Here is a 14,329-nt window from a genome sequence, read left to right as displayed (position 1 = left end):
GCATAGCAGCGACAGGGCTTCCCCAGGCTTTCGGTGGGTCGCAAACAGGCCAGGGGGGCGGGGATGGGTTAGCCTGGGCCCCATGGTGCGAAGCCGAAGCCTCCTTTTCGCCGCAGTCCTCGTCGCCTTCACCGCCGGTTGCGCTTCCCAGCGCCTGTCCGGCGCGGACCTGGACCGGGTCCAGCGGCCCGCCTTCATCTCCCGCATCGAGGACGGCGCCGGGCCCAAGAGCCGCGTGTTCCAGGAGGACAGCGCGTACTCGGACAAGCTCAAGAAGCTGGAGCCCAAGGAGGCGGACCGCCGGCTCACGGTGAAGCTGCAGCAGGCGGTGACGCGCTTCGAGCTCTCCGAACGCCTGCGCGTCACCACCCTGTCGCGCCTGCCGGAAGAGGCCCCCTGGACGGACGCGGTGGATCCGGCCCGCGTGGCCTCCGCGCTGGAGAGCTTCCTGGTGGAGGAGGTGCCCGCCAACGCGCCGGACTACGACCTGATGGGCCCGCTGGGCGCGGACACCGTCGTGGAGTTCGTCATCCAGGACTACGGCATGCGCAGCGATGACGGCCGCGCGGGGGCCTACCTCAAGGGTTACGGGCGCATGTTCCGGGTGGACGGACGTTCGGAGCTGTGGCGCCGGCCGTTCGATTTGGACGCGGTGGAGCAGGGCGCTCCGCACCTGGATCCGTTCAAGGTCGGCAAGGAGCCGGAGCTGTTCCGCCTGGCCATGACGGACCTGCTGGACAAGGTCGCGGACATGTTCGTGAAGGACCTGACGCCCACGAACCGCAAGGGCTCGGCGCCCACGGGCAACACCGCGCCGGACACCGTGCCCTCCGCTGTCACCCCGGCGCCCGCGCCGGCGCTCACTCCGCCCGAGCGTCAGCTGCCCCCGGGTGAGCTGCCGGATCCGGACGCCTGAGCCGTCCTCCAGTGCCTAGAAGATCGCGTGCTCCGCGAGGAGCACGCCCAGGCCCACGGCGAAGCTGATCAGCGTCACGGGCACGCCCACGCGCAGGTAGTCCATGAAGCCCATGCGGACCTTGCCGCGCGCGGCTTCGAAGACGATGAGGTTCGCCACGCTGCCCACCAGCGTGAGGTTTCCCGCCAGCGTGGAGCCCAGCGCGAGCACGTGCCACGCCAGCTCCGGCTCCTGCATGGACGGCACCCACGCTCGCGCGAGCATCACGAACGGCACGTTGCTGAAGAGGTTGGACGCCACCAGCGTGAGGCCCGCGAAGCCCAGCGTCTCGCGCCACGGGGGGCCGGCCATCAGCGGGGAGAAGAGGTGGCGGATCTCCTCCGCCCAGCCCGCCTTGTGCACCCCGTGCACGACGATGAAGAGGCTGGCGAAGAAGAGCAGCAGCACCCAGTCCACACGCTCCAGGGCCTCGCGCGGCTCGTGCCCGGAGAGTGACATCACCAGCACTCCGCCCGCGAGCGCGCTCCAGCTCATGGGCAGTCCCGCGAAGAACGCCACCACCACGCCCAAGAGGCTCCCCAGTCCCAGCGCCAGCAGCCGGCGGTCCACCTCCAGCGGAGGCGGGTGCGTGTCGAAGCGCGCGGACGGCAGCTCCTTGCGGAAGAGGTAGAGCAGCGCCACGGCGACGATGGCGGTGGAGAGCACCGCGGGCAGGGCCATGTACGCGGCGAACCGCGCGTAGCCCAGGCCGGACGCGCCCTGGATCAGCATGTTCTGCGGGTTGCCGGTGAAGGTGGCCACGGAGCCGCTGTTGCTGCCCATGCACACCGCGAGCAGGTACGGCACGGGCGGCAGGCGCGCGTCCTCCACCACCACCAGCACCAGCGGCGTGAGGAACAGGCACACGGTGTCGTTGACGAGGAACGCGGACAGGAACGCGCTGACGAACGTCACGGCCACCAGCAGCAGCCGGGGCGTGTGCGCGACCTTGAGGGCCCTGGCCCCGGCGGCTCGGAAGAAGTTCGCCTGCGCCAGGTACACGGCCAGCAGCATCATCCCCAGCAAGAGGACGATGGTGTCCATGTCGATGGCCTGCTGGCCCCGGTCCGTGCTGTGGCCGAAGACCTCCGCGGGCGTGACGGCCCCGGCGACGACCATCAACGTGGCGCCCAGCAGCGCGCCTCCGGGACGGTCCAGCTTGATGAAGGGCAGCCTCGCCCCGGCAATGAAGATGTACGTGAAGAGGAAGATCGCGAGCGCCACGGGCGCGGGACACTAGGGTCCACACCGGAAGCCCGTCGAGGTCCCCCGGAGGCCGCCTGCCCAGGAGGGAATCGGGCCGGCTACTGCCCGGCGGGAATGTGGGTGATGGGCCCCCAAAAGACCGCCGTGGTGGGTCCTGACGCGCGTTGTCCTTCCGGGTACACGTCTGTACAGTGGCCGGCCCTATGAAGCCCGAGAAGGAAACCGAGGCCTTCTCCGGCCCGCGCCGCACGCCGTGGTCGGGGGCTCGCGGACTGGACGCCGTCCTCCAGGGTTGGCGGACGGACCGGCAGGTGTGGCCGAACATCGTCCACGACGCCGTGACGCCCGCTCGCTCCGGCGTGTTCGCGCCGCTGCCGGAGGACCTGTCCCCCCAGGTCCGGGATGCGCTGAAGCGCCGGGGCGTGGAGCAGCTCTTCTCCCACCAGGCGGAGGCCTTCGAACGGGCCCGCGACGGGGAGAGCCTGGTCATCGCCACGCCCACGGCCTCCGGCAAGAGCCTCTGCTACAACCTGCCGCTGCTGGATCGCTTCGCTCGCGAGCCGGATGCGCGCGCGCTCTACCTGTTCCCCACCAAGGCCCTGTCGCGCGACCAGGAAGAGTCGCTGCGCGCGTTCATGCGCGAGGCGGGCCTGGGCCACGGCGCCATCACCTTCGACGGTGACACGCCGGGGGACGCGCGCCGGGCAGCCCGGGAGCGCGCGGGCGTGGTGCTCACCAACCCGGACATGCTGCACACGGGCATCCTGCCGCACCACGCGAACTGGGCGCGGCTGTTCTCGAACCTGCGCTACGTCGTCATCGACGAGCTGCACACGTACCGGGGCGTCTTCGGCTCGCACCTGGCGAACGTGCTGCGCCGGTTGCAGCGGGTGGCGCGGTTCCATGGGGCTTCGCCCACGTTCATCCTGGCGTCGGCGACCATCGGCAACCCGAAGGCGCACGCGGAGCGGATGCTGGGGCGCGAGGTGGCGCTCGTGTCGGAGAGCGGCGCGCCGTCCGGCGAGCGCCGGGTGCTGGTCTACAACCCGCCGGTGGTGAACGCGGAGCTGGGCATCCGCGCCAGCTATCTCAAGAGCGCGGTGCGGCTCACCTCGGACCTGGTGCGCGCGGGGGTGTCCACGCTGCTGTTCGGCCAGTCGCGCAACAACGTGGAGGTGATGCTCAAGTACCTCCGCGACCGGTTCGTGGAGGAGAAGCTGGACCCGTCGCTCATCCAGGGCTACCGGGGCGGCTACCTGCCGGGCACCCGCCGCGCGACGGAGGCCGCGATGCGCGCGGGCGAGGTGCGCTGCGTGGTGGCCACGAACGCGCTGGAATTGGGCATCGACATCGGGTCGCTGGATGCCGTGGTCTGCGCGGGCTACCCGGGCTCCGTGGCGGCGCTGGCGCAGCGCTTCGGCCGCGCGGGCCGGCGGGGCATGGGGAGCCTGGCGCTGCTGGTGACGTCCAGTGCGCCGCTGGATCAATACTTCGCGGCGGATCCGCGCGCGCTCACGGGCGCTCCGGTGGAGCACGCGCGCATTGATCCGGACAACGTGGAGATCCTGGTCCAGCACCTGAAGTGCGCGGCGTTCGAGCTGCCCTTCGAGGAAGGGGACTCGTTCGGCGACGTGCCGGTGGAGAACACCACGGAGGCGCTGGACTTCCTCACGCAGCACCAGGTGGTGCACCCGTCGCAGGCGCCGGAGGGCGGGCGGCGGATGTTCCACTGGTCGTCGGACGCGTACCCGGCGCACCACGTGTCCCTGCGCAGCGTGGGCTGGGACAACGTGGTGGTCATCGAGCGCGGCACGGACAAGACGCTGGCGGAGATGGACTTCCGCTCCGCGCACACGCAGCTGCACGAGCAGGCCATCTACCAGCACGACTCCGAGCAGTACCAGGTGGAGATGCTGGACCTGGAGAACCACAAGGCGTTCGTTCGCAAGGTGGCGCCGGACTACTTCACGGACGCGATGACGAACGTGCGCGTGAGCGTCATCCAGGAGGACCAGGGCGCGCCGCTGGGGCCGTCGCTGCACGCGGGGCTGGGCGAGGTGTCCGTCATCGAGAAGGTGGTCGGCTACAAGAAGATCAAGTTCCACACGCATGAGAACGTGGGCTACGGCGACGTGCGGCTGCCGGAGATGCAGATGCACACGTCGGCGCTGTGGCTGACGGTGCCGGAGGCGGTGGTGCGCGCGATGGACGCTCCGAGGCCCGCGGTCATCGACGCGCTTCGAGGCCTGGGTTCCGCGCTGCGCACGGTGGCGTGCGTGGGGTTGATGAGCGACCCGCGCGACCTGGGCCGGACGCTGGGCAGCAAGGACGAGCCGGACGGTCCGCCGCGCAAGGAGGGAGGCGTGGGCTTCGATCCGACGCTGTTCCTCTACGACAACGTGCCCGGCGGCGTGGGGCTGGCGGCGCGGCTGTACGATCAGCGCGAGGAACTGCTGCTGCGAGGGCGCAAGTTGCTGGAGTCGTGCCCGTGCGAGGACGGGTGTCCGGCGTGCATCGGGCCGGCAGCGGGTGGTCAGCCGGGCAGCGCGCCGTCGGGGGCGCATCCGCGCAAGCGGCTGGCGTTGGACCTGCTGGCGGCGCTCGGCGTCGCCGGGGTGCAGTGAGGAGCACGGGCGCAGCATGGACCTGAAGCGCAAGCTGTCCCGACTCTCCAGCGCGGGCCCCGGCAGTCAGGCCCGGGGACCCGTGAACACCGTGGCGGTGGCTCCGGTGGTGGAGGCACCCGCGGTGGAGGCGCGCGCCGTGGCACCGGCCGCCGAGGCGATTCCGCCGGTGGAAGAGGCGGGCACGACCACCATCGCGGAGGTGCTGGTCCAGGCGCTGCGCAAGCGCTTGTCGATGGACGGGGAGGGTGAGCCCGCCCCCGGCGTGGAAGCCGGAGCACCAGCCACGCAGGCACCTGAAGAGGGGCACGCGGAGGAAGGTGCTCGGGCCCGCGCGGACGGGCTTGTGGACCTGCGCGAGGAGGCTCGGCGGCGCTTCGCGGCGAAGCAGGGCGGCGCGACGGGCGGGGCCGCGGATCCGCGGGTGGAATCACTGCGCCAGATGCTGTCGTTCTGGGCGGAGCGTCAGGGTACGGCATCCGCTCGGAAGGCGCTGGCGCCGGTCCCCGAGCCGCGTGCGCTGCCGGTGGAGGCACGGTCGACGCCGCATGGCACGGTGCACGTGGCCGAGCAGCTGTACCCGCCGGAGCACTGTCACGGCACGGCGCCGGTGGCGGCAGCGCTCGACGTGGAGGCGCGGCTGGTGGCGGGGCTGGCGCTGCATCCAGAGCTGGAGTCGGTGGACTTCACGCGGATGCTGATGCTGGACACGGAGACGACGGGGCTCGCGGGCGGCACGGGCACGGTACCGTTCCTCGTGGGCCTGGGCTGGTTCGAGGGCCGTTCCCTGCGCGTGCAGCAGCTCTTCCTGCGACGCATGGGAGAAGAGGCGCCCATGCTGCGCCTCCTGGCCGAGCGCATGGCGTCGTCGTCCTGCCTCGTCACGTACAACGGCAAGAGCTTCGACTGGCCGCTCCTGCGCACGCGCTTCGTGCTCAACCGGGTGCCGGTGCCGAAGGAGCTGCCGCACCTGGACCTGCTGCACTGCGCACGTCGCGTGTTCAAGCACCGGGGCGAGGGCGCGCGGCTGGTGCACCTGGAGTCGAAGGTGCTGGGGCATCACCGGGTGGGGGACGTCGACGGCTCGTTGATCCCGGAGCTGTACTTCCGCTTCCTGCGAGGCACGGACGGCTCGGAGCTGGTGCCGGTGCTGGAGCACAACCAGAAGGACCTGTTGCTCCTGGCGGCGCTGCTGGGTGACCTGGTGCGCCGCTTCCAGTCGGAAGGCACGGAGCAGCAGGACCCGAGGGACCTGCTCGGCTTCGCGCAGGTGGCGGAGCGGGCAGGGGATGCGCAGCGCGCGCTGACCTTCGCGAAGGTTGCGGCGGAGAGCGGCGGCCCGGTGGGAATCGAGGCGCTGGTGCTGGCCTCACGGCTCTGCCGCCGCTCGGGGGACTGCGAGACGGCGGCGGCGCACCTGCAGAGGGCGCTCACGTTCGCGAAGCCCGGCCAGGGCGCAGTGCTGCACCTGTCCCTGACGAAGCTCTACGAACACTCGCTCAAGGACCTGTCCCGGGCCCTGTACCACGCGAGGCTGGCGGCCCCCGTGGAGCTGCCCGAGGACCACCAGCTCCGCCTGGAACGGCTGTCGCGGCGGCTGTCGCGTCAGGGGGCCTGAGCGTCAGGCCCCCTCCGTCGAGCGCGGCTCCTGCATCCCGGGACGGTCCCAGGAAGGGCAGGGGACGCGGGCGCTCCGGGTCGAAGGATGGAGAGACGCCAGGGGCGGCCTTCTCCACGGCACCACCGTCCACGAGGGGGACGTACGGCTCCATCCCATCCAGGACCCGCCGAAGGATGCGGCCGTCACGGCTGATGGCGTACCGGACTCCGGAGTCGAGCCCTTGCTGGGTTCCACCGCACGCCGAAGGATCCACATCGATGCGGATGAAAAGGATGTCCTCGCGCTGGATGACCCTGAAGACATGAGATGCCCGCCGCTCCGCGCATGGCGTGTCGGACCGGTCCGGAGGCAGATGGTCATCGGCCGCCAGGGTCAGGGCCCGGAGCACGGCTCCATCCAGCACGACAGGCTGTTCGGATGCGCCGACCTGGACCGGCGCCTGCTCGAAGAACTGGGGGAAGACAATCGAACGGCCATCCTCCACCTCCACCGGGGCACCGGCTGCCACGAAGGCACGTGCGCAGCCGACGGCGGCTAGCCCCATCATCAACAACAAAGCCCGCTTCATGGCAGCGCGGCACGCAGGCCCGGGAACCACGCGACAATCAGCCGCTGCGTGCCCAGCTTCACCCAGGCCTGGCCCGGCTCTCCGGCCCGCTCGTCGATCCGGGACGACACGTGCGCCCGGACCAGCACCGCTCCCTCCCGGTACGCCGCGTCCGTCGGCTGCCGGACCTTCGCGAACTGGAGCGACGCCTCCGGACCTTCCACCTGCTCGATGACCGTTTCGAGCGGGGCGGGCATGTCCGGCAGCTGGTACTCCAGTGTCATCCCCGGAGCCAGCTCCGGCCGGTAGGACTCCGGGAACAGCACGTGGAGCGACGGGCCCACGTTCACCCACTCGCCCTGCTGGAGCCACGCCGGCCCTCGCGCCGACCGGTCCACCCGCACCGTCCCCGCGAACATCCCCAGCGTCACCACCGCTCCCACCACGCTCCAGGCCCATGCCCGCCGTGAAAAGCGGGATGCCACCTTGGGAGAGGAGGGGACAGGCGCCGGTTCCATGCACCCGCGAGGATGATCCATCCCCGCCTCGCCTTGCCAGGGCTGGATGGAACGAGGGATTCACCGTGAAGCCTTCAACCAGCCCCCTGGTACAGGCCCGTGGCGCCCGCCTGCTCCCTCTACAGGACTGTATCCCTGCATCGTCCCGGGGCGCCTTGTGCCATGCTGCGTGGCGCCTCGTGGATTCCTCCTTCCTTCACATCGGATCACTGGTCCTCGCGGGACTTCTTGCCCCGGGCGCGTTCGCGGCGGAACCGACGCGCGAGGAACAGGTGCGCGCGGAGCTGGAACGCCAGCTGCGCGACATGGTCCCGGAATCACCCTCCGAAGTGCAGGTGCTCTTCGCGGGCTTCAAGCCCGAGGACGGCTACCGGCTGGTGGAGACCGACTTCCTCCTGGATGGCGAACCGCTCGCCGTCCCGTCGCTGGAGGAGCTCAACGCGCCCGGCGTGCACCGGCTCGCGAACCTGAAGGTCGAACCCGGCGAGCACACCCTCGTCTCGCGCGTCACGTACACCAACGGCTCCTGGAGCCTGTTCAGCGAGACCAACGGCTTCCTCTGGAAGATCACCGCGTCCGTCGGCTTCCAGACCCAGCGCGGGCTGCGCGTCGTGGTGAAGGCGTCCCCCGCCGTCGTGCCCAACGCGCCGGATCCCCGCCTCAAGCTCAAGCTCACCCACGCCGTCACCGCGGAGATGATCCAGCCGCTGAAGGACGAGCCCGCCGTCGCCACCGCGCCGCCGCCCGTGAAGCCGTCCCCCGTGGATGCCGGCGCCCCCGTGAAGGTCGTCCAGCCCACGGCCGCGCCGGACGCGGGCGTGAAGCCCACGACCGCCGTCGTCTCCGTGACGCCGCCCGTGGAGCGCACGCCGGTGGCCCCCAGCCGCCTGCGCCTGGAGGTGACGTCCAAGAAGCCCACCAAAGCCACCGCCTTCGTGCGCGGCAACGGCGAGCCGCTGAAGCTCACGGTCGCCACTGCCAACAAGGGCCGCAAGCCGCAGGACGTGCCGCTGACCGCGGGCGCGTACACGGTGGACCTCATCGCGGACGGCTTCCTCGCGCAGACGCGCCAGGTGGAGCTGAGCGCCGGCGCCGAAGCGTCACTGGCCTTCGCGCTGGTGCCCGCGCCCAAGGCCGCCAAGGCCGCCAAGGTGCAGGAGGGCCGCATCGAGCTGCCCGAGCCCCTGAGCTTCGATGAGAAGAAGCCCGTGCCCGCCAAGGCCACGCTCACGGGCCTGGACCTGGCGGTCGACCTGCTCGTGCGCGACCCGAAGGCCCGCCTGCGCATCGAGGGCCACACCGACTCGAAGGAAGTCCCCGAGCCCGCGCGGCAGAGCCTCTCCGATGCCCGCGCCCGCGCCGTGGCGGACATGCTCGTCCGCGCCGGCGTGGCCCCGTCCCGCGTGGAGGCCGTGGGCCTGGGCGACCGCAGCCCCAAGGCCCCCAACCTGATTCCCCGCGGTCGTGAGCTCAACCGCCGCGTGGAGCTGGTGCTGTTGCGTCCCTGAGCCTTGAGGTTGCCGGAGGGCTCCTCTAGCGTCCCGGGCGTTGTTCGCCAAAGGGACGCGCGATGCCCCGCTACGAGTTCACCGAAGGCAGCTCCAGCAAGTTCTGGGAGATCACGCTGGAGGGCACCACGCTGACCAAGCGCTGGGGCCGCATCGGCACCGACGGTCAGGAGAAGGTCGAGGAGTTCGACTCCAAGGCCGAGGCGAAGAAGGCCTACGACGCGCAGGTCCGCGAGAAGGAGCGCAAGGGCTACACGCTCGCCGAGGGCTCCAAGGCGGGCGGTGACGACGACGGTGGAGAGGCCACCGCCGAGTCCGCCGTCAACCCGGACCTGGAGGCCGCCATCCTCGCGAAGCCCGACGACGTGAAGGGCTACCTCGCCTACGCCGAATGGCTCAAGGGCGAGGGCGACCCGCGCGCCGAGCTCATCCTGCTCCAGCACTCCGCGATGGACGTGCCCGCTGAGCAGGCCGCCAGGGTGCTCAAGCAGGCCGAGAAGTACATCGAGGCGCACGCGGCCGAACTCCTGGGCGACGACCTGCAAGAGGCCGTGTCCGAGGAGACGCTCAAGCTGGAGTGGCACCTGGGCTTCATCCGCGAGGCCCGCGTGGGGCAGGTGGACTACGACTCGACCGCGGACGTCCCGGAGGTCCTCCGCAAGCTGCTGGCCCATCCCTCCGCGTGCTTCCTGCGGAGCCTGACCATCGGCATGGCCAGCTTCGATGGCGAGAACGAGTACCACGACGTCCTGGCGGTGCTCGGGAAGGCGAAGCCATCCAAGGCGCTCCACGACCTGTTCATCGGCGACTTCGAGTACCCGGACGACACGGAGATCTCCTGGACGCACGTGGGCAACCTCCAGCCCCTGTACCGTCAGTTCCCGGAGCTGCGGGAGCTGCGCGTGCGCGGTGGGGAGATTGAACTGGGGCAGCTCGACCTGCCGGAGCTGCGCGTCTTCACGGTGGAGACGGGCGGCCTGCCGCTGGCGGCCGTGAAGTCCATCGTGAAGGCGAAGTGGCCAAAGCTGGCGGCGCTGGAAGTCTGGTTCGGGTCGGAGAACTACGGCGCGGCGGGCGGCGTGAACGACCTCCAGCCGCTGCTCGACGGTGAGGGCGTGCCGGAGCTCCGCGAGCTTCGCCTGCGCAACGCGGAGTTCACCGATGCGCTGTGCGAGGTGCTGCCCAGGGCGAAGGTGCTCGCGCAGCTCGACGAGCTGGACCTGTCCATGGGCACGATGACCGACGCGGGCGCCCAGCTGCTCGCCACGAACGCGAAGGCCTTCCAGCACCTCAAGCTGCTGGATGTCTCCGAGAACTTCCTCACGAAGGAGGGGCAGAAGCGGGTCGCGACCGCCGCCCCGTCGGTCGTCAGCGGCAACCAGCGCGAGCCCTACGACGAGGAGTCCCGCTACGCCGCCGTGGGCGAGTAGCCCGCCGCCATGCCGTCCGCCGCGCCGCCGTTCCTGATCATCGGCAACCCCGGGAACCGGCGCGTCACGCTCTTCCAGGAGGCCCTGGTCCGTGCCGGGCTTCTTCCCGCGCACGTGGTGGCGTGGGAGACGGTGGCCCGCGCCCCCGATGTCCTCCTGGAGCTGCCCGACACGGAGCGCATCGTCCGCATCGACGCGGCGGGGGAGGACGCTGCCGTGGAGCGACTCTTCCTCCAGCGCGGTTACGAAGATGCACTGGGCACCGGCTGCGACACCGTGACGCCCGAGGCACTGGACGCGCTGCCGGACGAACACGGCCGCGTGCTCTGTCCCCGGCAGCAGCACCTGGGCTTCCTGCGCGTGCTGGAGGACCTGTCCGCGCGGTTCGCGCTGCGTCCGCACTGGCGCTTGCTGTCCGCGCCGGACGCCATCGCGGACCTGTTCGACAAGCGGATCACCTCGCGCCGGTACGCGGGCCTGGGCATCCCCGTGCCGCCCTTTGTGGACCTGCCCTCGGGTGCCACGCCGGACGTCCTGCGGCAGGCCCTTCGCGAGGCCGACTTCCGTGAGGCGTACGTGAAGCTGTCGTGCGGCTCGTCCGCGTCGTGCCTCGCCGTGTACCGGCCGGGCCGGACGGAAGGCGCCGTGGGCTCGCTGCTCACCAGCCTGCACCGGGGCGCCACCGGCTGGTTCAACTCCCTCAAGGTGCGCCGCGTGACGGACGCCCGGGACGTGGACGCGGTGCTGGCCTTCCTCCTGCGTGAAGGCTCGCAGGTGGAAGAGTCCCGGCCCAAGGCGCGGCTGGGTGGGGACGTATTCGACTGCCGTGTCGTCGCCGTCAGCGGCGAGCCCGCCTTCACCGTCGTGCGCCAGAGCCGCCTGCCCATCACCAACCTGCACCTGGGCGGCTACCGGGGGGACCTGGACGCGTTCCACGCGGCGGTGCCTCCTCGTGAGCTGGAGGCCGCGATGGAGAGCTGCCGCGCCGTAGCCCGCGCGCACGACTGCCTCCACGTGGGCATCGACCTGATGTTCGAGGACTTCTTCCAGGGCCACCGCGTGCTGGAGGCGAACGCCTTCGGGGACCTGCTCCCCGGCCTCACGCGCGACGGCCTGTCCGTCTACGACTGGGAGATCCGCGAAGCGCTGCGCTGAGCCCCGCCCGTCCACAGCCGCGTCGCCGGCACGCGCTCCAGCAGCCCGGAGCCGAACACGCGGTCCAGCTCCAGGTACTCCAGATGCACGTAGCCGATGTGACACCCGCACGTGTCCTTCGAGCACGGGCGCGGCTTCAACGCGGCGTCGAAGTCCGGCGCGTAGACGTTGCCCAGCGGCTCCTTGATGAAGTGGCACCGGTACGCGGTGCCGTCACCGTCCACGGACAGCACGGACTCGCCGCCACGGCAGGCGCGGCCGCGGCTGGGGTGGCGGGTGTTGTTCACCGGGAAGAGCGGGTCGATGCGGGTGAAGCGCTCCACGTCCTCGGGCGTGTACGCGTCCAGGCCATCCTTCACCGCGTTGATCCACAGGTACGTGTCGTCGGGAAGCTCGCGGCGCAGGGCCTCCGCTTCATCCGCGAAGCGCCGGAAGCCCACCATGCCCGCGCTGTGCCGCACGCCGTGCTCCGACAGCTGCTGGCACTGCGCGAGGAAGCGCGAGCGCTTCATCCACTCCGGGTGGTACGTGGCCCAGATGCCCAGCTTGTCCGTGCGGCAGTCGCCCAGCCAGTCCAGCCGGCAGGAGAGGTTCGTCTGCACCGCCGCGCGCTCCACGTGGGGCAGGTGCGTGAGGCGCGCCAGGGCCTGCTGGTACCAGGGCCAGATGAGCGCCTCGCCCCACGGCGTGAAGAACACGGACACGGTGTCCTGCGTGCGCGACTCCACCCACTGGAGGAACCGCTCCAGGTCCGCGCGGTCCTTCGTCAGCTCCTCCTCGCTCTGCTTCCACTTGCCGAAGGGGCAGTACTCGCAGCCGTAGTTGCAGCCGGACAGCGGGCCCCGGTAGAGCACGGTGAGCTTCATCGCCAGGCGTACTCCTGCATGCGCGCGCGCACGGCCTCGGAGTCCAGCCACGGGCCAATCAAGTCCGAGCGCTCCACACCCGCTGGCGTGAGCTGGAAGACGCCGTCCACGTCGCGCGCCAGCCCGTGCGACTCCAGCTCCGCGAGCATCGGGAAGTCCGCCTTCGCCTCCGAGCCGAAGCGCTGGCGGTACACGCCCGCGTCCACGCCCTCCGCCAAGAGCGACAGCACCAGGTGCCGGTGACGCTGCTCGGCCGCGTCCAACACGAAGCCGTAGCGCACCTCACCGAACGACGCCGCGTCGCGCTCCACGTACGCCTGGATGATGCCGCGCACCTCGCGCGAAGCCACGGCGTACTCGGACGAGTAGTGCACCGCGCCCGCGTAGGAGCGCGCCCCCACGCCCAGGCCCACCATGCCGTCCTCCTGGCAGCGGTACACCGCGCCGCGAGCCGCTGGTGCGTGCGCCGCGCGGAACATCCGCATGGACACCTGCGTGTAGCCGCGCGACAGGAGGAAGTCCCGGCCGGTCCGGTAGAGCGACAGCCGCAGGTCGTCCCACGCGCGCGACTTCTTGCCCAGGAAGGTGAGGGGCCGCACGTAGAGCGGGTAGAGGTACAGCTCCTCCGGCGCGTACCGCAGCGCCGCCTCCAGCGAGTGGAGGAACGTCTCCACCGTCTGGCCCTCGATGCCGTAGATGAGGTCCAGGTTGAGGGTGGGAAAGCCCGCGCCGCGGAGCAGGTCCAGCGTGGCCTCCACCTGCGCCGTCTTCTGCGGCCGCTTCACCGCGGCGACCTCCGCCTCCAGGAAGCTCTGCACGCCCATGCTCACCCGGTCCACGCCCCGGGCCTTCAAGAGCGCCACCTTGTCCGCGTCCACCGTCTCCGGCGACACCTCCACGGACATGGGCACGTCGCGTGGGTTGACGCCCAGCTCCGCCGCCAGGTCGAACACCGTCTCCAGGCCCGCGACGTCCAGCAGGGTGGGGGTGCCTCCGCCAATGGCCGCGCGCGCGAACGTGGCCGGCCCCAGCGCGTCCTTCACCCGGCGGGCCTCCCGCTTCAGCGCGGCGAGCCACGCTTCAACGACGTCCTCCTTCGGCCCCGCGGCGGTGAAGAGGTTGCAGAACCCGCAGCGCATCTCGCAGAAGGGCACGTGCAGGTAGAGGAACAGCGCGTCCCGCCGCTCCTTCGCCCAGACGTCCTCCAGCGGCAGCGCGGGCGTGAGCGGGCGGTAGGCCGTCTTGTGCGGGTAGCCGTAGAGGTACGCCACATACGGCGTCCCCTCGAGCATCGACTCCAGGCGCGTCATGGCGCGGAGTCTACTGGCAGCACGAACTCCCCATAGGGCACCGTCCACACCACCGGGTGCCCCAGCCGGTGCCCGGAGTAACCATCCTCGCCGTACGCCGTCCCGTGGTCCGAGCACACGATGCAGAACGCCGGGCCACGCTGTCGCAGGGCCTGGAACAGGGGCCCCAGCTGGCTGTCCACGTACGCCAGGGCCGCCGCCTGCGTCGCCTTGGAGTCCTCCGTCGCCCCGGGCACGTAGTGCCGGTTGGGCTGGTGCAGCGCGGAGACGTTGATGAACAGGAACACCCGCTGCTCCCGGGGCAACGATCCCAGGATTTTCACTGCGAGTGATGCCTGATTTTCCGTGGATTGGGGGTCGGTGACGCCCAGCGAGGGGTCCCAGTGCGCCTCGGAGAAGAGGCCCGGGAGCACGCGGCCCAGGGGGTTCCGCTGGTTGAAGAACCCCGTCCCGCCAATACACACCGTGTGATAGCCGCGCCCGGCCAGGCCCGTGACGAGGTCCGGCGCGTCCAGCACGCAGGTGCCGGGGCCCGTCGTCTCGCTGCCTTCGAAGCGAAGGGCGAAGGGGCGCGGGTGGCGGCCCGGGG

The 14,329-nt window shown here is 71.0% G+C and carries 12 protein-coding genes; 7 read left to right on the top strand and 5 right to left on the bottom strand.

Annotation, left to right across the window (positions count from 1 at the left end; all coding sequences use genetic code 11):
• Positions 1 to 82: 82 nt before the first annotated feature.
• A complete protein-coding gene (locus D7W81_RS32415; protein ID WP_208721551.1) occupies positions 83 to 916 on the top strand; it encodes a hypothetical protein in 834 nt (277 codons plus the stop codon).
• Between the two features lie 15 nt (positions 917 to 931).
• Here the strand turns inward: D7W81_RS32415 and D7W81_RS32410 are convergent, their stop codons facing one another.
• On the bottom strand, positions 932 to 2,179 hold the full coding sequence (locus D7W81_RS32410) for an ArsB/NhaD family transporter (protein WP_120559273.1): 1,248 nt from the start codon (positions 2,177 to 2,179) through the stop codon (positions 932 to 934).
• Between the two features lie 185 nt (positions 2,180 to 2,364).
• Here D7W81_RS32410 and D7W81_RS32405 point away from each other — a divergent pair, with 185 nt between their 5' ends.
• The 3 genes from D7W81_RS32405 (at position 2,365) to D7W81_RS42105 (ending at position 6,944) form a co-directional block, all read left to right on the top strand.
• Positions 2,365 to 4,785, top strand: coding sequence for a DEAD/DEAH box helicase (locus D7W81_RS32405; protein WP_208721549.1), 2,421 nt, complete (start codon positions 2,365 to 2,367; stop codon positions 4,783 to 4,785).
• A gap of 16 nt (positions 4,786 to 4,801) precedes the next feature.
• Positions 4,802 to 6,403: a ribonuclease H-like domain-containing protein gene (locus tag D7W81_RS32400; RefSeq protein WP_120559272.1), complete on the top strand. Its 1,602-nt coding sequence runs from the start codon at positions 4,802 to 4,804 to the stop codon at positions 6,401 to 6,403.
• A gap of 223 nt (positions 6,404 to 6,626) precedes the next feature.
• A complete protein-coding gene (locus D7W81_RS42105; protein WP_147445701.1) occupies positions 6,627 to 6,944 on the top strand; it encodes a hypothetical protein in 318 nt (105 codons plus the stop codon).
• Positions 6,945 to 6,970: 26 nt separating this feature from the next.
• On the opposite strand, the gene D7W81_RS32390 is transcribed toward D7W81_RS42105, so the two are convergent.
• On the bottom strand, positions 6,971 to 7,399 hold the full coding sequence (locus tag D7W81_RS32390; protein WP_147445700.1) for a hypothetical protein: 429 nt from the start codon (positions 7,397 to 7,399) through the stop codon (positions 6,971 to 6,973).
• A gap of 251 nt (positions 7,400 to 7,650) precedes the next feature.
• On the opposite strand from D7W81_RS32390, the gene D7W81_RS32385 reads away from it, so the two are divergent.
• The 3 genes from D7W81_RS32385 (at position 7,651) to D7W81_RS32375 (ending at position 11,564) form a co-directional block, all read left to right on the top strand.
• Positions 7,651 to 8,979: an OmpA family protein gene (locus tag D7W81_RS32385; protein ID WP_167508128.1), complete on the top strand. Its 1,329-nt coding sequence runs from the start codon at positions 7,651 to 7,653 to the stop codon at positions 8,977 to 8,979.
• Positions 8,980 to 9,041: 62 nt separating this feature from the next.
• Positions 9,042 to 10,409, top strand: a complete 1,368-nt coding sequence (locus tag D7W81_RS32380; RefSeq protein WP_120559268.1) for a WGR domain-containing protein — start codon at positions 9,042 to 9,044, stop codon at positions 10,407 to 10,409.
• Between the two features lie 9 nt (positions 10,410 to 10,418).
• Positions 10,419 to 11,564 (top strand): STM4014 family protein, encoded by a 1,146-nt coding sequence (locus tag D7W81_RS32375; protein WP_120559267.1) that lies wholly within the window; start codon positions 10,419 to 10,421, stop codon positions 11,562 to 11,564.
• Here D7W81_RS32375 and D7W81_RS32370 read toward each other — a convergent pair.
• The 3 genes from D7W81_RS32370 to D7W81_RS32360 form a co-directional block, all read right to left on the bottom strand.
• Positions 11,531 to 12,430 carry an STM4011 family radical SAM protein gene (locus D7W81_RS32370; protein ID WP_120559266.1) on the bottom strand — a complete coding sequence of 300 codons (900 nt, stop codon included), beginning with the start codon at positions 12,428 to 12,430 and terminating at the stop codon, positions 11,531 to 11,533. The genes D7W81_RS32375 and D7W81_RS32370 overlap by 34 nt on opposite strands.
• A complete protein-coding gene (locus D7W81_RS32365; protein WP_120559265.1) occupies positions 12,427 to 13,740 on the bottom strand; it encodes an STM4012 family radical SAM protein in 1,314 nt (437 codons plus the stop codon). The genes D7W81_RS32370 and D7W81_RS32365 overlap by 4 nt, the downstream gene beginning before the upstream one ends.
• On the bottom strand, positions 13,737 to 14,329 hold a 593-nt coding region (locus tag D7W81_RS32360), incomplete at its 5' end, for an STM4013/SEN3800 family hydrolase (RefSeq protein ID WP_120559264.1). The genes D7W81_RS32360 and D7W81_RS32365, both read right to left, overlap by 4 nt.

Source organism: Corallococcus aberystwythensis, from assembly GCF_003612165.1.
Taxonomy (GTDB): Bacteria; Myxococcota; Myxococcia; order Myxococcales; family Myxococcaceae; genus Corallococcus; species Corallococcus aberystwythensis.
Note: the sequence above shows the minus strand (reverse complement) of the source record. Positions and strands in the feature narration are given on the sequence as shown.